General features: G+C 65.3%; 19 protein-coding genes. 7 read left to right on the top strand and 12 right to left on the bottom strand.

What is annotated here, in order from left to right; translation table 11 throughout:
• Positions 1-425: 425 nt before the first annotated feature.
• The 4 genes from AC1DMG_RS04420 to def form a co-directional block, all read right to left on the bottom strand.
• Positions 426-2,156: an ArnT family glycosyltransferase gene (locus AC1DMG_RS04420; RefSeq protein ID WP_441601914.1), complete on the bottom strand. Its 1,731-nt coding sequence runs from the start codon at positions 2,154-2,156 to the stop codon at positions 426-428.
• A 115-nt stretch (positions 2,157-2,271) separates the two neighbouring features.
• Positions 2,272-3,570, bottom strand: coding sequence for a 16S rRNA (cytosine(967)-C(5))-methyltransferase RsmB (rsmB, locus tag AC1DMG_RS04425; RefSeq protein ID WP_477180212.1), 1,299 nt, complete (start codon positions 3,568-3,570; stop codon positions 2,272-2,274).
• A 192-nt stretch (positions 3,571-3,762) separates the two neighbouring features.
• Positions 3,763-4,683 carry a methionyl-tRNA formyltransferase gene (fmt, locus tag AC1DMG_RS04430; RefSeq protein WP_477180200.1) on the bottom strand — a complete coding sequence of 307 codons (921 nt, stop codon included), beginning with the start codon at positions 4,681-4,683 and terminating at the stop codon, positions 3,763-3,765.
• A complete protein-coding gene (gene def, locus AC1DMG_RS04435; RefSeq protein ID WP_441601916.1) occupies positions 4,680-5,189 on the bottom strand; it encodes a peptide deformylase in 510 nt (169 codons plus the stop codon). Before def ends, fmt begins: the two co-directional genes overlap by 4 nt.
• 189 nt (positions 5,190-5,378) lie before the next feature.
• On the opposite strand from def, the gene AC1DMG_RS04440 reads away from it, so the two are divergent.
• The 6 genes from AC1DMG_RS04440 to purD all read left to right on the top strand — a co-directional run bounded on the left by AC1DMG_RS04440 (position 5,379) and on the right by purD (position 14,639).
• Entirely contained in the window at positions 5,379-6,506 is a 1,128-nt protein-coding gene (locus AC1DMG_RS04440) for a LysM peptidoglycan-binding domain-containing protein (protein ID WP_441601917.1), read from the top strand.
• Between the two features lie 81 nt (positions 6,507-6,587).
• A complete protein-coding gene (gene dprA / locus AC1DMG_RS04445; RefSeq protein WP_441601918.1) occupies positions 6,588-7,715 on the top strand; it encodes a DNA-processing protein DprA in 1,128 nt (375 codons plus the stop codon).
• A gap of 124 nt (positions 7,716-7,839) precedes the next feature.
• Positions 7,840-10,371, top strand: coding sequence for a DNA topoisomerase I (locus AC1DMG_RS04450; RefSeq protein ID WP_441601919.1), 2,532 nt, complete (start codon positions 7,840-7,842; stop codon positions 10,369-10,371).
• Complete coding sequence (gene tsaC, locus AC1DMG_RS04455) at positions 10,372-10,944, top strand: L-threonylcarbamoyladenylate synthase type 1 TsaC (protein ID WP_441601920.1); 573 nt, start codon at positions 10,372-10,374, stop codon at positions 10,942-10,944. It abuts the gene before it with no gap.
• 244 nt (positions 10,945-11,188) lie between these two features.
• Entirely contained in the window at positions 11,189-12,496 is a 1,308-nt protein-coding gene (locus AC1DMG_RS04460) for an AMP-binding protein (protein ID WP_477180213.1), read from the top strand.
• An 859-nt stretch (positions 12,497-13,355) separates the two neighbouring features.
• The gene (gene purD / locus AC1DMG_RS04465; protein ID WP_477180201.1) at positions 13,356-14,639 is read left to right on the top strand and encodes a phosphoribosylamine--glycine ligase; all 1,284 of its coding nucleotides are present in this window, start codon (positions 13,356-13,358) and stop codon (positions 14,637-14,639) included.
• 72 nt (positions 14,640-14,711) lie between these two features.
• On the opposite strand, the gene AC1DMG_RS04470 is transcribed toward purD, so the two are convergent.
• From AC1DMG_RS04470 to AC1DMG_RS04480, 3 genes are all read right to left on the bottom strand, one after another.
• Entirely contained in the window at positions 14,712-15,122 is a 411-nt protein-coding gene (locus tag AC1DMG_RS04470; protein ID WP_441601923.1) for an SRPBCC family protein, read from the bottom strand.
• A gap of 45 nt (positions 15,123-15,167) precedes the next feature.
• Positions 15,168-15,614: an SRPBCC family protein gene (locus AC1DMG_RS04475; protein ID WP_441601924.1), complete on the bottom strand. Its 447-nt coding sequence runs from the start codon at positions 15,612-15,614 to the stop codon at positions 15,168-15,170.
• A gap of 85 nt (positions 15,615-15,699) precedes the next feature.
• Positions 15,700-16,356 carry a dihydrofolate reductase family protein gene (locus AC1DMG_RS04480; protein WP_441601925.1) on the bottom strand — a complete coding sequence of 219 codons (657 nt, stop codon included), beginning with the start codon at positions 16,354-16,356 and terminating at the stop codon, positions 15,700-15,702.
• A gap of 231 nt (positions 16,357-16,587) precedes the next feature.
• Here AC1DMG_RS04480 and AC1DMG_RS04485 point away from each other — a divergent pair, with 231 nt between their 5' ends.
• A complete protein-coding gene (locus AC1DMG_RS04485) occupies positions 16,588-18,462 on the top strand; it encodes an MFS transporter (protein WP_441601926.1) in 1,875 nt (624 codons plus the stop codon).
• 46 nt (positions 18,463-18,508) lie between these two features.
• Here AC1DMG_RS04485 and AC1DMG_RS04490 read toward each other — a convergent pair whose 3' ends face one another.
• The 5 genes from AC1DMG_RS04490 to AC1DMG_RS04510 all read right to left on the bottom strand — a co-directional run bounded on the left by AC1DMG_RS04490 (position 18,509) and on the right by AC1DMG_RS04510 (position 22,079).
• Positions 18,509-19,378: a beta-lactamase induction protein gene (locus tag AC1DMG_RS04490; RefSeq protein ID WP_441601927.1), complete on the bottom strand. Its 870-nt coding sequence runs from the start codon at positions 19,376-19,378 to the stop codon at positions 18,509-18,511.
• 130 nt (positions 19,379-19,508) lie between these two features.
• Positions 19,509-20,480, bottom strand: a complete 972-nt coding sequence (gene nudC / locus AC1DMG_RS04495) for an NAD(+) diphosphatase (RefSeq protein ID WP_441601928.1) — start codon at positions 20,478-20,480, stop codon at positions 19,509-19,511.
• A gap of 13 nt (positions 20,481-20,493) precedes the next feature.
• Entirely contained in the window at positions 20,494-20,871 is a 378-nt protein-coding gene (gene erpA, locus AC1DMG_RS04500; RefSeq protein WP_441601929.1) for an iron-sulfur cluster insertion protein ErpA, read from the bottom strand.
• Positions 20,872-20,917: 46 nt separating this feature from the next.
• Entirely contained in the window at positions 20,918-21,340 is a 423-nt protein-coding gene (locus AC1DMG_RS04505) for a bactofilin family protein (RefSeq protein ID WP_441601930.1), read from the bottom strand.
• On the bottom strand, positions 21,327-22,079 hold the full coding sequence (locus tag AC1DMG_RS04510; protein WP_441601931.1) for a DUF6776 family protein: 753 nt from the start codon (positions 22,077-22,079) through the stop codon (positions 21,327-21,329). Before AC1DMG_RS04510 ends, AC1DMG_RS04505 begins: the two co-directional genes overlap by 14 nt.
• Positions 22,080-22,175: the final 96 nt, after the last annotated feature.

Below are 22,175 nucleotides of genomic sequence, written 5' to 3' on the forward strand. Positions count from 1 at the left end.
GACCCAAGGCCGATGCGCAGCGAGGCCCCGCCTTAAGTCCTCAGCGATTCGGGCGCGTTGCGCAGCGCTTTGMASTACCCGCTGTGTACCCTCGGAGGTTGTCCCACAACGACGCACCTCAAGCGTTCGGGCTTATCCCAACACGATGCTGCGGGCGTTATCAGGCCATTCTCTTTGGGTTACTTTCGACGCGAAGCTAGTCCCGTGGGATCTTTTGGGCCAGCAAGAGAAAAGTGACTCGGTCGGCGGCAGCCGATCGAAACGCCCGCCGCGTAGGCGGCACGCTGGCCTCGTGGCGACAACGGAGACCAAGGCTCTGGAAGACCAGCCCTTCGGCTATTAAAGAGCGCCTCCGGCCTCCGCCTGGATGACGATCAAAAGCGCGCATCCAAGTGGGCGAAGCCACCACCACCCACCCAACCCCCTCACTCCTCCAGCGCCGCCGCCGGCACCCGATCCACATCCTCACTAGGCATGCACCCCGGCACCACGGCATCAGCCTTGAACATCCACCACTCACGCCGATTCGCATGCCCCAGGCTCACCGCCTTGCTGCGATCCACGCACTGAGCCATCACCCCATCCAGCGCAAACAACCAGCGATGCTCGGGATCGGCAGCCTGCCATTTCACCGCAGCGCTGTACTGCTCATGCCACGGTCGCGTAAAACCGAAATCCGTAGCGGGATGATTGAACATCAGCAGGTTCTGTTCCTTCCACGCCACCATGCCGATCTGGTCGCCCGCCGGCAGGCGCTCGCGCACGTCCTGCATCAGCCCGGCAGCCGAGCTGGAATCGTTGAGGATGGGGTAAGCCCACAAGCTCCACACCAGCCACATGGCCGCCATCCCGCCAGCGACGGCGGCGACGGCGCGACGCATGCGCAGCGTGGCGATCAGCAGCAGTTGCACGGCGCCGATGGTGACGAACATCCACCACAGCGCATGGCCGCCATCATCAAAACCGCGCGCCGTAGCGAACTCGCTCGCAAACTTCGGATGCGCCACCAGCGCCGTGGCGCCCACGCCGAGCATGGCGGCGCCCATGATGCCGATGAAGACGAGCCCAGCCGCACGCAGCCAGCGCTTCTGCAGCAGCTCGTCCAGATACGGCGCACTGACCAGCGCCAGCATCGGCAGCGCCGGCATGATGTAGACGTCGCGCTTGCCCTTGGGAATCGAGAAGAACACCAGCAGCAGCACGATCCAGCCCAGCGGCAACAGGATGCGCGCGTCCCTGGCCTTGAGCGACTGCCACCAGCGCGGCAGCGTGCCCGGATAGGTCAGCGACAGCGGCAGCCAGGTGAACAGCACGATGGGCACGTAGTACAGCGCGTTGTGGTGGTGATCCCAGGACTTGCTGTAACGGCCGGCCGTCTGGTGGAACAGGATGTCGTTGATGTAAGCGGCATAGGCCGGATCGCCCGCGTGCGCTTTCGCGCCCAACAGCATCGGCACCAGCCACAATGCCATCGCCAGCAACAGCGCAACCAGACCCAATGCCCAGCGCCACCAGGCGCCCTCACCCATGCGCGACACGCCATTCCACTGGCCAAACGCGGCCACCAGATACGGCACAAACATGAAGAGCGCGAGCACGCCAACGCCCTTGGTGATCACGCCCAGCCCCGCGCAGAAACAGCCGAACCAGAACGCGCGCCAGTTAGGCCCTTTCAGCATATGCACCAGCAGGCCCCAGTTCGCCGCCGTGATGTAAAACATCACCAGTGGATCGATCTGCGCCCGTTTGGTCTGGTAGACGAACTGGAACGTGATGAGCAGGGCCGAAGCGGCATACAAGCCGACCTGGCGATTCCACAGGCGGCGGCCGAGGTCATAGACCAGCGCCAGGCAACCCAGTGCCGCCAGCAGCGAAGGCAGCAGGAAGGCGATGCGCCAGCTGCGGATCACCGTATAGCTGGCAGCTTCCAGCCAGAACAGCATCGGCGGCTTGTCCGAATACAGTTCGCTGCCGCGATGTGGGAACAGCCAGTCGCCGCTCTCCACCATGTGCTTGGCAGCCAGCGCAAAGCGCGGTTCGTCCGACGGCCAGGGATCACGCAGGCCCATGCCGGCGCCGATCACCACCAGGGCAATCAGCAGCAACAGCCAGAATCGGCGGCGTTCCAGGGGAGTGGCTTGAGAAAAGACAGACATGCGTGGATTCCGGGGCTGCGGCGGGCCGCGTCGCAAACTCATAGCTTAATGCCGTGGCCCGAGCTTAACGGCCTTGGCCTGGTTCCTGGCTTAGCGGCGGCGCCTGCGGGCGCCTTCAGGCCTTCTCGAGGACGGCATAGTACATGCCGTCCAGGTCGCCATCCCCGGGCAGAACCTGCCAGCCCACACTCGCCGCCTGTCCCACTGGCAGGGAGAACTCCACGACCCGCACATCGGACCGGCCCTGGAGCCAGGCGCCGACCACGGCGTCGTTCTCGGCGCGCAGCATGGAACAGGTGATGTAGACCAGCCGGCCGCCCGGCGCCAGCAGCGGCCACAGGGCCGTCAGGATGCGCTTCTGCTGGGCTACGAGCGGGGCGATGTCGCTGTCGCGGCGATGCAGGCGTACATCGGGCCGCCGGCGCAGCACGCCAGCAGCCGAACAGGGCGCATCGATCAGGATGCGATCGAACGGCTTGCCGTCCCACCAGCCTTCAGGCTCGCCTGCATCGCCGACGACGATATCGGCCTTGAGGCCGAGACGTTCCAGGTTCTGGCTGATGCGCTGGGTGCGCCTGGCGTCGAATTCCAGCGCCGTGAGCGAGAGATCCGCGCGCTCCAGCAAATGGCAGGCCTTGCCGCCAGGCGCGGCGCAGGCATCGAGCACGCGCTGGCCGTCGCGCACGTCAGCAAGATCGGCGGCAATCTGCGCGGCGCCATCCTGCACTGCGAACTCGCCGGTGGCGAAACCGGGCAGGCGGGTCACGTCGGTGCTGTGCGGAAGCACGATGCCGTCAGCGAGCCACGCATGGGCATCGGCCGTATAGCCGTCCGTACGCAGGCGCTCGATCAGCGAGTCGCGTTCACTGCGGCGATGGTTGACGCGCAGCATCAGCGGCGGCTCAACATTGTTCGCCGCCATCACCGCATCGGCTTGCTCCGGCCAGTCGCGTGTCAGCGTCTTGGCCAGCCACAGYGGATGCGCGTGTCGCGTCTGCGGCTTGGCGTCGAGTTCGGCCAGCAGCGCCTCGCGTTCGCGTTGCCAGCGACGCAGCACCGCATTCACCAGTCCTGCCATGCGCGGGCGTTGCAGCGCTCGCGTGGCTTGCACCGTAGCGGCCACGGCGGCATACGCCGGCAGCTGCAGGATTTCCAGTTGCACCAGTCCCAGTACCAGCAGTGCATGCACCACGGGCTCCTTCTGGCGCAACGACTTCTCCATCAGGCGATCGAGCAYGGGGTCAAAACGCAGCCACCAACGTGCACCATCGCTCAGCAAGGCCATCAGCAGCGCGCGATCGCGACCGTCGGCCAGCTTGGGCGCATGACGCTCCATCGCGTCGCGCAGTGAAGTGCCGCGCAAGGCGACGTCGGCAAGGGCTTGGGCGGCTAGAGCGCGGGTATCGGTCATCAGGGGAAGGTAGTGGATGTGGGTGAGAAGCGGGGGTAAACGGAAGCGCGCTTTTTAGCTCGTCATTCCGGCGCAGGCCGGAATCCAGTAGCGTCAGTGCTCGGTTTTCGCTGGCGCTCATGAGACTTACCACTGGCGTCGCGAAAGCCAATGGTTCCCGCTACTGGATTCCGGCCTGCGCCGGAATGCCGATCTTTAGAGGCCGCGAGTCTTCATGGCGTTGAAGTAATCGGCCGCCGTAATGCGCTTGCCACCCGCACGCTGCAACGCGGTTACCCGCAGCACGCCTTCACCGCAGGCGATATCGATACCCTCGCGGCTTATGCCAAGCACCGAACCCGGCGCACCGCTGCCTTCGATGGCGCGCGCGGCCCAGATTCGYAGCATTTCGCCAGCGACTTCACCTTCAGCCACCGGCCACGGATCAAAGGCGCGCACCTGGCGCTCCAACTCAATCGCCGGTCGCGTGAAGTCGAGTCGCGCCTCGGCCTTGTCCAACTTGTGCGCGTAGGTGACGCCTTCGTCCGGCTGGGCCTGGGGGGCCAAGCTTTCACCGGCCATCACACGCGCCAGACCCTCAGCGAGCACGTCGGCGCCCAACATGGAGAGGCGATCATGCAGCGAGCCGCCGGTGTCCTCGCCGCTGATCGGCGTGCGGCGCTCCAGCAGTACCGGGCCGGTATCCAGGCCGGCTTCCATCTGCATCAGGTCGACGCCGCTTTCGCTGTCGCCGGCCASGATGGCGCGMTGGATCGGCGCCGCGCCGCGCCAGCGCGGCAGCAGGCTGGCGTGCACGTTCCAGCAGCCCAGGCGCGGAATGGCCAGCACCTTGCGCGGAAGAATCAAGCCGTAAGCCACCACCACCATCAGGTCCGGCGCGTACGCGGCCAGTGTGGCCCGTGCCTCGTCGGACTTCAGCGATTCGGGTTGCTCGACGGGAATGTCGGCTGCCAGGGCCGCCTGTTTGACCGGGCTGGGTGTGAGTTTGCGGCCGCGACCGGCGGGGCGATCGGGTTGGGTGTAGACCGCCACCACCTGCGCACCGCTCGCACGGCACGCTTCAAGGCAGGGTACGGAGAATTCGGGAGTGCCCGCGAAGACGACGCGGAGCTTCAAGCGGTGGCCGCCTGCTTGCGCTGCTTTTCCAGGCGCTTGAGCAACATGGAGCGCTTGAGCGGCGACAGATAGTCCACGAACACCTTGCCGGCGAGGTGATCCATCTCGTGCTGCACGCACACGGCCAGCGGGCCTTCAAACTCGTGCTCGATCTCGTTGCCGTCCACGTCGTTGGCTTTCACCTTCACCTTGAGGGCGCGGGTGACATCGGCGTAAATGCCCGGGAACGACAGGCAGCCTTCCTGGTAGACCTGGGCGCCGTCCTTCTCGATGATGCGTGCATTGATCAGCGCCAGCGGCTCATTGCGCTCGTCGCTCATGTCGGCCACCAGCACCTGCTTGTGTACATTCACCTGGGTAGCGGCCAGGCCGACACCATTGGCGTCATACATGGTCTCGAACATATCGGCCACGAACTGCTTGAGTTCGGCGTCGAACACGGTCACCGGTTCGGCCTTGGTACGCAGGCGGGGATCGGGAAATTCGATGATGGTCAGTACGGACATGGCTTTACCTCAAGCGCCGAAACTGCGGGCGAATCGGTGAAAACCAAGCCCCGGGCGCATCTAGAATGACCTTTATTGTACGCCGCCAAGCGCCCGTCTGGCATGCTGTTTTGCCAACTGGTCACGGTTGCGTGAACAAGTTGTTCGGTTACACTCGCCCGAGCGTCGGGGGATGGGGGATTCCCGTTTATGATCAGAAAGTCCATAGGGCTGCTGGCCGGCATGCTGGTCACGGTGGCTGTTTACGCTGCGGGCGCGCAATTGCGTGCCGATCACCCGGATACCTATACGGTTCGAAAGGGCGACACCCTTTGGGCGATTTCCGCACGTTTCCTGTCCAAGCCGTGGCTGTGGCCGGAAATCTGGCAAGCCAACCCGCAAGTGCAGAACCCACATCTCATCTATCCGGGTGACGTGCTGAATCTGTCGTTTGCCAACGGTCCGCGCCTGGGCTTGCAGCCCCGCGTGCGTGCCGAGGGCGATGCAGTGCCGGCCATTCCGCTGGATCAGCTGCAGACGTTCCTCAAGGAAATGCGCGTACTCAACAGCGACCAGGTCAAGGCACTGCCTTACGTGGTGGGCTTCGAGGAAGCGGATCTGCGCGGCACGGTGGGCAAGAACGTCTATGCCCGCAACCTGCAGTCCGAGCCGGGCCAGCGCTTTGCGATCGTGCGTCCCACCCAGACCTTCCGCGACTTCGACAGCAAGAAGGGTCGCGACAGTGGTTCGGATCTGGTCGCCCATCCGCTGGACAGCAATGTGTCGCTGGTCCAGACGCCGTGGAAGGAAGATTTCCGCGCGGACGGCCACTACGGCCATGGCGAGGACATCGGTACCGAGGTGATGGTGATCGGCACCGCCGAGGTGTTGCGCACCGGCGACCCGACCACCTTGCTGCTGTTGAACGGCACCATGGAGATCAACAAGGGCGACCGCCTGTTGCCGATCGACGACAAGCCGTATGACGCCTACTACTACCCGCATGCGCCCAAGTCGCTGCCGGGCAATGCGCGCGTGATCGCCTTCGCCGATGCCTACGATGCGGTGGGTCCGCATCAGGTAGTGGCGTTGAATATCGGCTCGCAGGATGGCGTGGACAACGGCCAGACCTATTCGATCTACCAGCCGGGCGAAACCATCAACGACGACGTCGCCCACAACAGCTGGAATCGCGGCACCGGCGTGGACGTGACGCTGCCCCAGGAGTTCGTGGGACACGTGATGGTGTTCCGCACCTTCGACCGCGTCAGCTACGGCCTGATCATGGATGGCCTGCGCCCGGTGCACAGGCACGACAAGCTCGAACTGCCGAACTAAAACCCCGGCGGTACAGGACGACAGAACGGCGCGGTCACGACCGCGCCGTTTTTTTTTGCGCCGTGCCTAGGCTGGACGGCGATGAACGACCCTCAACATCTACGCACCTGGCTGATCCTGCTGCGCACGCCGCGCCTCGGGCCGGGCGCGCTGCGCGAACAGCTGGCGGCCCATGACGGCCAGGTCGATGCCGTGCTCGCGGCTCTCCAGCAACGACTGGCCGACCTGCCCGCCGACACCCGCCGCTGGCTGCAGCGCCCCGACCCGCGCCGTCTCGACGCCGATCTGGCCTGGCTGGCGCAGCCCGGCCATCGCCTGATGCTGTACACCGACGAGGACTTCCCCCCGCAGCTCGAAGCGATTGCGCAGCCGCCGGCGGTGCTGTTTGTCGCCGGCGACGCCAGCCTGCTGTTGCACGCGCAGTTGGCCATCGTCGGCGCTCGCGCGGCGACCCTGAGCGGTTGCGCCGACGCGCGCGCCTTCGCCCAGGACCTGGGCCATGCCGGCTTCACCATCACCAGCGGCATGGCCGAGGGCATCGATGGTGCTGCCCATCTGGCCGCGCTCGAGGCCGGGCTGCCTACGGTGGCCGTGGTGGGCACCGGACTGGACCGCGTCTACCCGCACAAGCACCAGGCCCTGGCCCGGCGGCTGGCGGCCGAGGGTGCGCTCGTGAGTGAGTTTCCGCCGGGGACGCCGGGCCGCGCGGATCACTTTCCCCGCCGCAATCGCCTGATCGCCGGCTTGTCGCTGGGCACCCTGGTGATCGAGGCCGGCCTGCAATCGGGCTCGCTGATCACGGGCCGCCTGGCGGCCGAACAGGGGCGCGAGGTATTCGCTTTGCCCGGTTCCATACATAATCCCCTCGCTCACGGTTGCCATCGGCTGATTCGCGATGGTGCGCGGTTGGTCGAAACGGCTGCCGAAATCGTGGAAGCGCTTGCTCCTGTTGCTGTCGCGCTGGGGCGTGAGCTGGCAAGCCGGTTACAAGGCCTTGCCGTCGCGTCTCCTCAAGAGACGGCGTCCGAAGCCGATCCATCCCGCCGGGCCTTGCTCGACGCGCTCGGTTACGGGCCGGTCGCGCTCGACGATCTGGCGGGTTTCACCGGCAAAACTGTCGCAGACCTTACATCTGTGTTGTTGATGCTGGAGCTGGACGGCCAGGTCGAAGCGCTGCCAGGCAATCGCTACCAACGCTTGCCGGGCTAGCGTAAGGCCAACTGCAGCGCGCTTTCACATGGTTCAGCTTGACGGCGTGATGCCGCCATGCCTTTAACTAAATATAGGAAGCCGGCCCGGACAGGTCGGCTATAGATGGCGGATAGCAAGCTTCATGGCAAAAAACCTGCTTATCGTCGAGTCGCCGGCTAAGGCGAAGACGATCAATAAATATCTCGGCAAGGACTTCCAGGTCCTGGCTTCCTATGGCCACGTGCGCGACTTGCGCCCGAAGGAAGGGGCGGTCGACCCGGACAACAACTTCGCCATGGCCTACGAGGTCATCGACCGCAACGAGAAACACGTCGACGCCATCGCCAAGGCGGCCAAGCTGGCCGACGACATCTATCTGGCGACCGACTTGGATCGCGAAGGTGAGGCGATCTCCTGGCATATCAGCGAGATCCTCAAGGAGCGCGGCCTGACCAAGGGCAAGACGCTGCATCGCGTGGTGTTCTCCGAGATCACGCCCAAGGCGATCAAGGCCGCCGTGGCCTCACCGCGCCAGCTGTCGCTGGACATGGTCGATGCGCAGCAGGCGCGCCGCGCGCTGGACTACCTGGTGGGCTTCAATCTTTCGCCGGTGCTGTGGCGCAAGGTGCAGCGCGGTCTTTCCGCCGGCCGCGTGCAGTCGCCCGCGCTGCGCATGATCGTGGAGCGCGAGGAAGAGATCGAAGCCTTCGTCGCTCGCGAGTACTGGACCATTGAAGCGGCGATGCGCCACCCGGAGGGTGATTTCAACGCCCGCCTCACCAAGCTCAACGGCAAGAAGTTCGAGCAGTTCGACCTCACCAACGAGCACGATGCGCTGGCCGCTCGCCATGCGCTGAAGCAGGCGGCACACGGCCACCTCACCGTCAGCGAGGTTGGCAGCAAGGAGCGCAAGCGCCGCCCGGCCCCGCCGTTCACCACCTCCACGCTGCAGCAGGAGGCCGCGCGCAAGCTCGGTTTCTCCACCAGCCGCACCATGAAGGTCGCGCAGGGTCTGTACGAAGGCGTGTCGATCGGCAGCGAGGGCAACGTTGGCCTGATCAGCTATATGCGTACCGACTCGGTGGCACTGTCCGAGGACGCCGTGGTCGAGTTGCGCGAGTTGATCGCACGCGACTTCGGCACCAAGGCGCTGCCGGATCATGCGCAGGCCTACAAGTCCAAATCCAAGAACGCGCAGGAAGCGCATGAGGCGATTCGCCCGACCTCGGCCATGCGCACGCCGCGCGACGTGTCGGCGTATCTCAACGATGAGCAGCGCAAGCTTTACGAGCTGATCTGGAAGCGCACGGTTGCGTGCCAGATGATCCACGCCACCCTCAACACCGTGTCGGTGGAATTCGCCGTGCCGCACGTGCACGGTGGCGATGCCTCGTTCCGTTCGACCGGCACCACCGTGGTCGATCCGGGCTTCCTCGCCGTATACGAGGAAGGCCGCGACCAGAAGACCGCCGACGACGATGACGAAGGCCGCCGCCTGCCCAAGCTCGACGTGGGCGAGAAAGTGGCGCTGCAGGACATCCTGGCCGACCAGCACTTCACCGAGCCGCCGCCGCGCTACTCCGAAGCGAGCCTGGTCAAGACGCTGGAAGAGCACGGCATCGGCCGTCCGTCGACCTATGCCAGCATCATCCAGGTGCTGCTCAACCGCGAATACGTGTTCCTCGACAGCCGCCGCTTCAAGCCGACCGACGTGGGCCGCGCGGTGAGCAAGTTCCTCACGGCGCATTTCACCCGCTATGTCGACTACGACTTCACCGCCAAGCTCGAAGACGAGCTGGACGCGGTGAGCCGTGGCGAAGAAGCCTGGGTGCCGCTGATGGAGCGCTTCTGGCAGCCGTTCAAGCAGCAGGTGGACGAGAAGACCGAAACCGTCGATCGCAGCGAAGCGACCGGCGCGCGCGAGCTGGGCAGCGATCCCAAGAGCGGCAAGCCGGTGTCGGTGCGCCTGGGCCGCTACGGGCCGTATGCGCAGATCGGCGACAAGGACACGGACGAGAAGCTGCAGTTCGCAAGCTTGCGTCAGGGCCAGAGCATGCACACCATCACGCTGGCCGACGCGCTGGAGCTGTTCAAGCTGCCGCGCAAGCTCGGCCAGGCTGAGAACGGCGATGAAGTGTCGGTGGGCGTGGGCCGCTTCGGTCCGTTCGTGAAGCAAGGCAGCACGTACGCCTCGCTCAAGCCTGAAGACGATCCGTACACCATCGAATTGCCGCGCGCCCTGCAGATCGTGCAGGAGAAACTGGAGATGATCGCCAACCGCATCATCCAGGACTTCGGCAACGGCGTGCAGGTGCTCAACGGCCGCTTCGGTGCGTACATCACCGATGGCGAAAAGAACGCGCGCATTCCCAAGGACCAGGAGCCGAAGGAACTGACCGAAGCGCAGTGCATCGAATTGCTCGCCGCCGCACCGGTCAAGAAGGGCCGCGGCGCGTTCAAGAAGACCGCCAAGAAGGCAGCCGCCGAGAAGAAGCCGGCGGCCAAGAAGGCGGCCGCCAGCAAGACGGCCACCAAGAAGGCCCCGGCGAAGAAGACCACCGTCAAAAAGGCTGCGAGCAAGAAGACCGCCACGAAGAAGACGGCGGCCAAAAAGGCTCCGGCCAAGACCGCCACCAAGAAAGCTGCCGCCAAGAAGGCGGCAACGGAAGCCTGAGTGACGGCTCGCTTCAGCCTGTCCGACCTGGATGCCGCCGCCGCGCTGCTGCGCCGCGGCGGTGTGCTGGCCTATCCGACCGAGGCCGTGTTCGGCCTCGGTTGCGATCCGCACAATCCCGTCGCGTTCGAGCGCCTGTTTGCGCTCAAGCAACGGCCACCCACCCAGGGCGTGCTGTTGATTGCGTCGGAGTTTGCCCAGGTCGAGCGCTATATCGATCTGTCCGCCGTGCCCGCCGCCGTGCTGGCGCAGGTGCGCGAGAGCTGGCCCGGACCCAACACCTGGATCTTTCCGCGCTCCGCGGACGTTCCGGCCTGGGTGGCCGGCGCGCACGCCGGCATCGCCCTGCGCGTGACGGCGCACGAACCTGCTGCTGCGCTATGCCGCGCCTATGGCGCCGCCCTGGTTTCCACCAGCGCCAATCCGCATGGCGAGCCGCCGGCGCGCACCGCTGACGTAGCTGCCGGCTACTTCGGACCCGCGCTGGACGGCCTGCTGGACGCACCGACCGGCGATCAGCTACGCCCCACCGTGATCCGCGATGCGCTCTCGGGCGCTATCATCCGTGCCTGAGTGAAGCCGCAAGGACTTGCTGACCGGGTCAGCGAGGATGAACGGTTTCCGCATGCCACGCGCTCTCAGTAGGGAGTGATTCAGTGGCTACCGCGAGGATGGGGATCATCGCGGGCTCTCTATTCCGTCCGCACGTCGGACCGGCCTGGCCGGACCGAGGGGCAGACTGCCGTTGCCGGAGAACACCTTGGCCATCGTTTTTGAAAACGTCCAGCTCGAACGATCCGCCATCGAGTTGCCGTTGCTGGCAGCGACCGCGCCGGATCGCCCGCTGGTGTGGCGCGATGGCGAGCCGGTCACCGCCGCGCGCTTCCTGGTGCACGTGCTGGCGGTCGCCGAGCAGCTGCCGGTGGCCCCTGCCGCCGTGAACCTGTGCGAAGACCGCTACGCCTTCCTGGTGGCCTTCTGCGCCATTGCGCTGCGTGGCCAGACCAACCTGCTGCCGTCCTCGCGCGCACCGCAGGCCGTGGCCGAGGTGATGGCCGCTCATCCCGGCAGCTATGCCCTGGGCGAACTTGCACTCGATGCGCCGCCGAGCCATTACCGGCATCTGCCGAGCCTGATGGACGTCCCCGAGTCGCAGGCAGACCTGACGATTCCGACCCTGCCGGCCGACCAGGTCGTGGCGATTGGCTACACCTCCGGCTCGACCGGCACGCCCAAGGGCAACCCCAAGACCTGGGGCAGCTTCAACGCCAGCAATGCGGGCAACCTGCGCATGCTGCACGACTCGGTGGCCACGCAGTTCCACGTGGTGGCGACGGTGCCGCCGCAGCACATGTACGGCATGGAGATGTCCGTGCTGCTGCCCCTGCTCGGGCATATCGCCGTCCATGCGGGCCGCCCGCTGCTGCCGGYGGACGTGGCGGCTGCGTTGGCCGAGGTACCCGCGCCGCGCGTGCTGATCACCACACCGGTGCATCTGCGTGCGCTGATCGAATCGGGCGTGACGTTGCCGCCGATCGACGCCATGGTGTCCGCCACCGCGCCGATGCCGGTGGAGCTTGCGCAGGCGGCTGAGGCGCGTTTCGGCGCGCCGCTGCTGGAAGTGTTCGGATCCACGGAAACCTGCGTGTTCGCCAGCCGCCGTTCGGCCAATGACGAGCCGTGGCTGCTGTACGACGACGTGCAGCTGCATCCCCAGCCCGACGGCACGCAGGTGCGCGCACCGCAGCTGGATGAGCCGATGACGCTGGCCGACATCGTGACGCTGCATGACGGCGGACGCCGTTTCCGCTTGTGCGGACGTCATTCGGACTTGCTCGAGATTGCCGGCAAGCGTGCTTCGCTCGGTGATCTCACCCGTCGGCTGCAGGCGATCCCGGGTGTGAAGGACGGCGTGGTGTTCCAGCTGGAGAACGGCGATGCGCTCGGTGTGCATCGCATTGCGGCGCTCGCGGTGGCGCCGGACATGGATGAGCAGACCATCCTGGACGCATTCCGTCAGTCGGTGGATCCGGTGTTTTTGCCGCGGCCGTTGAAGTTGGTGGCCGGGTTGCCGCGCAACGAGACGGGGAAGTTGCCGAGGGCCGCGTTGTTGGCGCTGCTCTAGCCTTGCTCTAGCTTTGCTCCCTCTCCCCTGCGGGGAGAGGGCTGGGGTGAGGGGCGGGTGCTCGCGGGAACGTTTCTTCTTCGCCGTCGTCCCGGCGCAGGCCGGGAGCCAGAGCCTCGGTTTCTGGTTGTCGCGTTACCGCAAGGGTGCCGCCTACGCGGCGGGCGTTTCGATCGGCTGCCGCCGACCGAGTCACTTTTCTCTTGCTGGCCCAAGAGATCCCTCGGGACTAGCTTCGCGTCGAAAGTAACCCAAAGAGAATGGCCTGATAACGCCCGCAGCATCGTGYTGGGATAAGCCCGAACGCTYGAGGCGCGYYGTTGTGGGACRACCTCCGAGGGTACACAGGGGATACTTCCAAGCGCTGCGCAACGCGCCMGAATCGCTGAGGACTTAAAGCSGGGCCTCGCTGCGCATCGGCTGTGGSTCACAGATGGCGCACTTGGTGCCGCRCCTGGCGCTTGGCTTGTCTGTGGGAGCGCACCCTGTGCGCGACGGCCACGCTGGGGTGTACCGCTCCGTWGGTTTGTCGCGCACAGGGTGCGCTCCCACAAAGAACTGAGCGGCAGCATTGATCCGCCATCCACAGGCCAGCGCGATCCCTTGTAGGAGCGCACTTGTGCGCGACCGCGGAGCTCAGATGTRCCGCTCCGTAGGYTGGTCGCGCACAAGTGCGCTCCTACAGTTGCGCCGTGGCCAGCTTGCCGCCACGCGATGCGCCGCACTCCTCACTCTCACCTGGCCCCAACCCAGCCTCCCGCTGAAGCTCCCCCGGTGCTGCACTGCGAAAACCCCCGCCGCCCTTTACAATGGCCCGCTGCGCCGCTCCAGGCGCACCCCTATGGCAGTTGGAGTCCCCATGAAAGTCCTGGTCATCGGCAGCGGCGGGCGTGAACACGCGTTGGCGTGGAAGCTCAAGCAGTCGCCGCGCGTGAGCGAAGTGATTGTCGCCCCGGGCAATGCGGGCACGGCGCGGGAAAAGGGTGTGCGCAACGCCGACGTGGCGGTGACCGACCTGGATGGCTTGTTCAAGTTGGCCAAGGACGAAAAGATCGGGCTGACCGTGGTCGGTCCCGAAGTGCCGCTGGTAGCCGGTGTGGTCGACAAGTTCCGCGCGGCGGGGCTGCGCTGCTTCGGCCCGCGCGCGGTGGCCGCGCAGCTGGAGGGCTCCAAGGCATTCGCCAAGGACTTCCTGCTCCGCCACAACATTCCCACCGCGCGCTACGCGGTGTTCACCGAACTCAACCCCGCGCTCGCCTATGTGCGCCAGCATGGCGCGCCCATCGTGATCAAGGCCGATGGCCTGGCCGCGGGCAAGGGTGTGGTGGTGGCGTTGACGCTGGCGGATGCCGAGCAGGCGCTGCATGACATGCTGGGCGCGCATCAGTTTGGCGATGCATCCGCGCGCGTGGTGATCGAGGAATTCCTCGACGGCGAGGAAGCCAGCTACATCGTGGTGAGCGATGGCCAGCACGCCTTGCCGATGGCGAGCAGCCAGGACCACAAGCGCCGCGACGAAGGCGATCTGGGTCCCAACACCGGCGGCATGGGCGCGTATTCGCCKGCGCCSGTCGTCACGCCTGACGTCGAGAAGCGCATCCTCAAGGAAGTGATCGAACCCACCCTGCGTGGCATGGCGATGGAAGGTGCGCCCTTCATCGGCTTCCTCTACGCCGGCCTGATGATCGACAAGAGCGGTACGCCCAAGGTCATCGAGTTCAACGTGCGCTTCGGCGATCCGGAAACGCAACCGATCATGCTGCGCCTGAAATCCGATCTGGTGGATCTGATCGAAGYCGCGCTCGACGGTGAGCTGCATCACACGCATGTGCAGTGGGACGCGCGCCCGTCGCTAGGCGTGGTGATGGCGGCGGGTGGTTATCCGGGCAAGGTGCGCAGCGGCGACGTCATTACCGGGCTGGACAGCGATTTTGGCCCCAGCGTGAAAGTGTTCCACGCCGGCACGCAGCTCGATGCGCAGGGCAAGGTCGTCACTGCCGGCGGTCGCGTGTTGACGGTGTGTGCGCTGGGCAAGGACATCGCGGCTGCTCGTGAACACGCTTATGCGGCAGTGGCCAAGATTCACTACGAGGGCGGCTTCTGCCGTCGCGATATCGCGCATCGCGCGCTGCATCGCCTCTGAGCTGATCGATTCATCCCGCTGAAAGCCCCGGATTTCCGGGGCTTTTCTTTTGCATCATCCGTGACAGCGCATTCATCGCGCCTCTTCCACGATCTTCTTCAGCGAACGCAGTACGTCGCCAAAATCGCCCGTCACCTGCGGCCCGATCGCCTCAGCCTCGGGGCCGGTGATCCCGGTGGCGTAAGTCACTCTCACCCGATGTGGCGAGAGTGCTTCGATACGGTGGTCGACCACAACGCGCGTTTCATCGATAACGGTTGCGTCGGTAAAAGCCTTGCGCTCGTCCACCGCGATCAAGGTGCTGACGAACGCGTCCGTGCCCGGCGGCTGCATGGTGAAGGTGGTGCCGGTGGCAAACGGCCCATGCAACTGGATGTGTTCGATGCCTGCGTTCCAGCGCTGCCAGCCGTGCACATCGGCAAACACCGCCCAGACTTGCGCCGGTGTGGCGTCGATCTCGATGCCTTCTTCATGCGTCCACATGACAGCTCCTTGCGAGTCGTGGAACGCAGGCGTTCCATCAATGAATCAGCCGGGAATCTCCGGCTCGACCAGGTTCGCCAGATGCAGCAGCGACTCCTGCCAGCCCAGATAGCATGCCTCGGTGGGGATCATCTCCGGGATGCCTTCCTGCACCACGTTCATTTCCGTGCCGCAGGAAACTTGCCTCAGGGTGACCGTGGTCTGCATCTCGCCAGGCAGGTTCGCATCGTCGAAGCGCGCGGTGTAGCGAATGCGTTCACCGGGCACGAGCTCCCGATAGGTGCCGCCAAACGAATGGCTGTGACCGCTGGTGAAATTGGTGAACGACATCTGATAGGTGCCGCCGACCTTGCCATCGAGATACTGCACCTTGCCGGTGAAACCATTGGGCGGAAGCCAGCGCGCCATGGCGTCGGCATCGAGGAAGGCGCGATAGATCTTCTCGGGCGTGGTGCGAAGGACACGGTGGAGCGTAACGGTACCGGTGGTCATGCCTGGGACTCCTGTTCAGGGAAGAACGGTCCGCGGTGGGACCTTCATCCATACGACGAACCTGTCGCGCCTTTTTCGACGTCTGCTATCGATCCTCTCGACGCAGGATGACGTGAGTGGCGCGTTCGCCTGCGATGCTGTCCACCGCCTGGTAACCGAGCTCAGGCAGGTCCAGGCCCTGGAACAAGGCTTCGCCACAACCCATCAACCACGGCCGCACAGCCAGATGAAGCTCATCGATCAGGCGCGCCTCAAGGTACTGGCGCACCGTGGACACACCGCCACCGATGCGAACGTCCTGGCCGTTCGCGGCRACACGTGCCTGTTCCAGTGCGGCGTCGATGCCATCAGTGACAAAATAGAACGTGGTGCCACCCGCCATGGTGAGCGGTGCGCGTGCGTACTGGGTCAAGACGAACACCGGCACGTGATACGGCGGCTCCTCACCCCACCAACCCTTCCAGCTGTCATCAGGCCATGGGCCACGAACCGGGCCGAACATATTGCGGCCGAGTATCCACGCGCCAATGTTCGCGAAGCCCTTTTCCGCCATGTCGTTGTCAACGCCGGTTTCGCCCTCGCTGCCGCTGTCGCCATGCATGCGCTGGAACATGCGGGTGGGGAAAACCCATTCCATCAGGCCCAGGCCACCCACGCCGAGCGGATGCTCAAGATCCTGGGCGAGTCCCGCGGCGTAACCATCCAGCGATACGGCAAAACTTTGCACGCGAACTTTCGACATGACGACTATCCGTGTTGGAGGAGTTACCTATCCGACGAACCATCGGCGCCGATATCGACACGAGCTGATCCCGGCGCCTGCCGACGCAACGGAGCATGCCAGAAAGCGAGCGGAGGCGATGTCGACGCCCGGTCGTCACCGCTTGCCGATGCAGACGCCGACGAGCGTCCGTGCGTGATGTCCCCGCTGCTATGCTCCGCGCGTGAAGGACACCACGCCACCGAGCTGCGCATGAGCCAATTCAACCTGCTGGGAAGCCGACGTTTCGCGCCATTCTTCTGGACGCAGGCGCTGGGCGCGTTCAATGACAATGCGTTCCGCAACGCGATGGTCATGCTTGTGGCGTTCCAGATGGGGCTGGATGACAAGACGGTGTCGCTCTACACCAATCTGGCGCCGGCCCTGTTCATTCTTCCCTACTTCCTGTTTTCGGCCACGGCCGGGCAGCTGGCGGAGAAATACGAGAAGTCGCGCATCATCCGCTATGTGAAGCTGTTCGAGATCGCTGCCATGGCGATCGCCGCAGTCGGCTTTTACACGCACCACACCACCTTGCTGCTGGTGGTGCTGTTTCTGATGGGGCTGCACTCGACCACGTTCGGTCCAATCAAGTACGCGATCCTTCCGCAGGCGCTGAAGCCGGAAGAACTGGTCGGCGGCAACGGCCTGGTGGAAATGGGCACGCAGCTGGCGATGCTGATCGGCATGATCGCCGGCAATTCGTTGATGTTGATTGCGGGTTATGGGCCGTTGGCTGCCTCCGCCACCACGATTCTTGTCGCGGTGCTTGGCTATCTCGCCAGCCGGCGCATTCCGCCAGCACCTGCCACGGCGCCGGATCTCGTGTTCAACTGGAATCCAGCCAGCGAAACCATGCGCGTGCTTGGCATCACCAAGCAGGATCGTCGCGTGTTCAACGCGGTGCTCGGCATTTCCTGGTTCTGGTTTTTCGGCACCGTGTTGATCGCGCAACTGCCCAATTACACGCGCCTCAACCTGGGTGGCGACGGTTCGGTCAATACGCTGGTGCTTACGCTGTTTTCGCTGGGCACGGGTGTCGGCGCCTTGCTGTGCGAACGCATGTCCGGACGCCGCGTGGAAGTGGGCCTGGTGCCGTTGGGTGCATTCGGCCTGACGGCATTTGGCGTCGATCTCTACCTGGCCCATCCGCATCTGGCGACCGCGCATGGCCTGGACTGGCTGGGTTTCATCCATGGCGCGGGCAGTTGGCGCGTGGTGATGGATCTCACCCTGATCGGCGTCTTCAGCGGTTTCTACGTAGTGCCGCTGTTCGCCTTCGTACAGGCGCGCACGCCGCGCGACCGGCTGTCGCGCGTGATCGCGGGCAACAACATCATCAACGCGCTGTTTATCTGCCTGGCCTCGGGTTTCGGGCTGGCGCTGGGTGCACTGGGTTTCACTGCCGTGCAGATTTTCCTCGCCGCCGCGCTGCTCAACGTGCTGGTGGCGGCGTACATCTTCACCATCGTTCCCGAATTCCTGATGCGCTTCATCACCTGGGTGCTGGTGAATACGCTGTACCGCGTGCGCGTCGACGGACTGGAAAACATTCCGCAGGAAGGTCCTGCCCTGCTCGTGTGCAATCACGTGAGCTTTATGGATCCGTTGCTGCTGATGGCGAATCTGCGCCGGCCCGCGCGCTTCGTCATGTACTACAAGATCTTCAATATCCCGGTGTTGAAGTTCGTGTTCCGCACGGCCAAGGCGATCCCAATTGCAGGACAGAAGGAAGATCCGGTCGTGCTGCAGCGCGCCTATGACGAAGTGGATGCCGCACTCGCCGATGGCGAGCTGGTGTGCATCTTCCCCGAGGGCGGCTTGACCAAGGACGGCGACATCGCGCCGTTCCGGCCTGGCGTCGCGCGCATTCTGGAGCGACGCCCCGTGCCGGTCGTGCCCCTGGCCTTGCGCGGTTTGTGGGGCAGTGTGTGGAGCCGGCGCGATTCGATGTTGCACCGAGCGCGCCTGCCGCGACGCTTCCGCGCTCGCGTGGAACTGGTCGCCGGTACGCCCTGTTCACCTCAGGACGTGCAGTTGGACACGCTGGAGGCTCGCGTGCGAGAGCTGCGTGGCGATTTCGCCTGACAACTTGCTTGGCGATCGCACCGGTCCCGTGCGATCGCCCGCTTGATCATCCCATCCAGCCAGCCAGTACGATCAGGGCCACGACACTGAGCCACGCCAGCAGTGCGCGCAGCAAGGCGCCGCGCAGGCGGATGAGTTCGGCCAGCGTATCGATGCGTTCCTCGGCGTAACCGTCGCCTGCTTCGATATCCACCTGCACATCCGCACGCGCGGCAGCGCCGAGGAAACCCGGGCCTTCCACGTACCAGCGGTTGGGCGGCTGTTGCTGGTGCCAGTGCTTCCACGCGCCAATCACTGCATCCCAATGGCCAACCAGGGCGAGCGTAAACACCATCAGCTGCGCCGGCAGCCAGTCGGCCACGTTGGCGAAGGCACGGGCGGCATGGCGCGCGGCGGTGTCCAGGCGCAGGGTCTGGTCACGGCCCAGTGTCTGCGCCAGGCGATAGAGCAGTGCGCCGGCAGGACCGAGCAGGAAGAACCACAGCAGCACGCCAAAGCGTCGGCGCAGCGCGGCATAGGCGGTCGCTTCACCAAGTGCGAGCGCATTCCAGGCCACCGGCTCGCCGTCGTCCGACAACGCCTGGGCGGCGGCTTCGCGTGACGGCTGGTCGGGTGCCTTGATGATGGCTTCGAGATCCGCTTCGTACGCGTGCGGACCGAAGCAGTACAACAGCACCACCAGGGCAAAGATCAGGCGAAAAAGATCGCTGCCCGGCAACAGGTCGATCAGCCATATCGCGATCAGGCACAGCACCACCGGCACGCCCAGGGTCACCGCGACGCGCGCCGGTCCGCTGGTGTCACCCAGCTGCGCCACCCAGCGCCGGAAGCCGCCGTCGCCGCGCCAGTGCGCGAGCTGCGGCATGACATGCACCAGGCCAAGTGCGATGAGTGCAGATAGCAAACTGACAGCCATGAACGCGTTACTCCCGGTCGATGGGCGCATTGTAGGACAACGCTGTGACGGGTCAGTGGGTACGCAGCCGGGCGTGCTGCTGGTCATTGCGGCGCAGGCCGGAACGACAGCCAGGGAGGTCCGGAAAACCTCAGCCCTTGCGCTGCGCGACCAACTCATCGAGCTCCAGGCCCGCCTGTTGGCGCAGCCAGTGCTCGAGCAATCGGTAAGACACCGACAGCGGCAACGAAGGCAGGAAGCTGCCATCGGCGATGCCGTCGACGATGTCCTGCGGCGTAAACCAGCGAGCCTCTTCCAGCTCTTGATCGCGCAAGCGGATGGTGCGTGACAGCGCCTTTGCCGTGAAACCCACCATCAGCGATTGCGGCAGCGGCCATGGTTGCGACGAGTGATAGTGCACCTCGCCCACGGTCACGCCGGATTCTTCCGCCACTTCGCGGCGCACCGCATCTTCCAGTGATTCGCCAGGTTCCACAAAGCCCGCGAGCGTGGAATAACGGCCCTTCGGCCAGCCGGCCTGGCGACCGAGCAGGCAGGCGCCCTGGTGTTCCACGATGACGATGACGGCGGCATCCGTGCGCGGAAAATGCACGCGTCCGCATTCGGCATTGGTGCACTGCGCGCGATGACCCGACGCCACCAGCACCAGCGGCGAGCCGCAGTAAGGGCAATGTCGTGTTTCGCGCTGCCAGTGCACCAGACCCTTGGCGTAGGCGAAGAGACCCGCTTCGTCGGCGGGCAGCAACAGACCGATATCGCGCAGGCCGCCGCGGCGGGCACCGAGAGCCAGTTCCAGCGCTGCCGCACGTTCCGCCTCGTCGATCGCCAGCAGGAAACGCGGCTGCTCGTCCGCCAGGCCCATGAAGCTGGCCTTGATGTCGCCAAGCAGACGCTCGCGCTCGGCGCTGTCCAGCCAGCGCAGCGTGTCGCTATCGGGTAACAGGTAGGTCTGGCCGAGCGGGTCGATCAGCAGGTAGCGCGCGTTCTCGGATGCGCCCAGCTCGTTCACCCACATGCCTTCGTCGCGCCGTTCGGCGACGCGATCGAGGATCAGGCTGAGTCCCGCGAAAGTATTGGGTCGCGCCAAGGTGATGCGATCCATGCCGTGACGACTCTCAGGTGGAGAAGGACGAGCCGCAGCCGCAGGTGCTCTTGGCATTGGGATTGCGGATGACGAACTGCGAGCCGCTCAGGCTTTCCGAGTAGTCGATCTCGGCGCCGGTGAGGTATTGCAGGGACAGCGGGTCGACCAGCAGGGTGACGCCCTCGCGGTCGATCGCGAAATCGTCTTCGGCCTGGGCTTCGTCAAAAGTGAAGCCATACTGGAAACCCGAGCAGCCGCCGCCGGTGATGTACACGCGCAGCTTCAGCTCCGGGTTGCCCTCTTCCTGGATGAGTTCGTGCACCTTGCGGGCCGCCGCCTCGGTAAACACCAGGGCAGAGCCGGCGCTGCGGTAATCGGGAACGATGGGGAGAGAGACGACGGTATCCATGATGCTCAAGTGGGGATGCGACAACGCGTACGCAAGGATACCGCGATCAGGCCGGTACGGCTTCGGCGTCCCGCATCGACGGCGCCGGCAGCTCGCGAGTCAGCTCGGCGGCCTGGTGGCTCATCCGCCCGTTGACCTGCGCGCCGGCGGCCATTTCTAGCGTTTTGTAGTGAACGTCGCCGATCACGCGCGCTTCGGGCGCCAGTTCCAGGCGGTCGCTGGCATGGATGTCGCCCCTCACTTGCCCGTTGATGATGGCGTGGGGGACATGGATCTCGCCCTGTACGTGACCGTTCTCGCTCAAGGTGAACACGGCGCCTGCTTCATCGGCCAGCACCGAACCGACGATCTGGCCGTCGAGGTGCAGCGCGCCGCTGAAGCGCACGTCGCCGTGGACCACCGTGCCGCGGGCGATCAGGCTGGTGTCGTGGCTGTTGGGTGCGCGCTCGCTGCGCTTACGGTTGAGCATCTTGTTCCCCTTGGGTCGGTGTCAGGTGGCCCGACAGCGCCTCGCCCCAGGCGACCGCGCGGGTGACCGGGTCGTCCCCGGCTGGCTGGGCCTTGATGATCAGGCGGGTGGGCCGAAAATCGGTGGGCAACACGATGGTGCCCTGCAGCTGCTGGAAATATTTGAAGCGGAAAGGCATGCCGTCGCGCTGCGCGTTGTCGCCCAGCGCCGACCAGTCGAGCTGGATCACCTTGTCGCCGCGCAGGCCCTCGACACTCACGCTGGCGTTGCCGGTGACATCGTCACCGCGCTTGGCATTCTGGGTGAGGCTGAGCGTGAGGTTCCACGCGTGCGAATTGTCCACCGGCTGCAGGCGTACCTCCTGCACCTTGAGTCCCTCGCGCTGGGCATCGCCGCCGGTCAGGCGGGAGTAAAAGCCCAGGTCGGCGCGCAGGCCGCTGATTTCCTCTTCGCGCTCGCCCAGCGTCTTGCGCAACGAGCGCGTGGCGATGTCGGCCACCTGGCCCGCTCGCTGCAGGTTGGCCACCTGCTGCTGGAGGTCGTCGTTCTGCTGGGTCAGCGCCTTGAGCTGGCGCGCTTCATTGGCGGCCGGGGTGGCGCGGTGGGCAAGGCCGCCCACCACCAGGGCGACGATGACCAGGCTGGCCAGCCAGGCTGCGCCTAGCCACAACGCGCGGCGCCGCCCGACGGACGCGTCGTGCGGACGTACCACGAAGCGCGGCGGTGGGCGTGAAGCCATGCTTGGCTATCCGGGGGAAAGGCCAAGGTATAGCCCCGCTGTGTAGAAAGCGTCAAGGAACGGCGGCACGCTTTGCGCGCCGCTCCGGGGGTGCCA

The organism is Dyella sp. 01N36 (genome assembly GCF_056399745.1).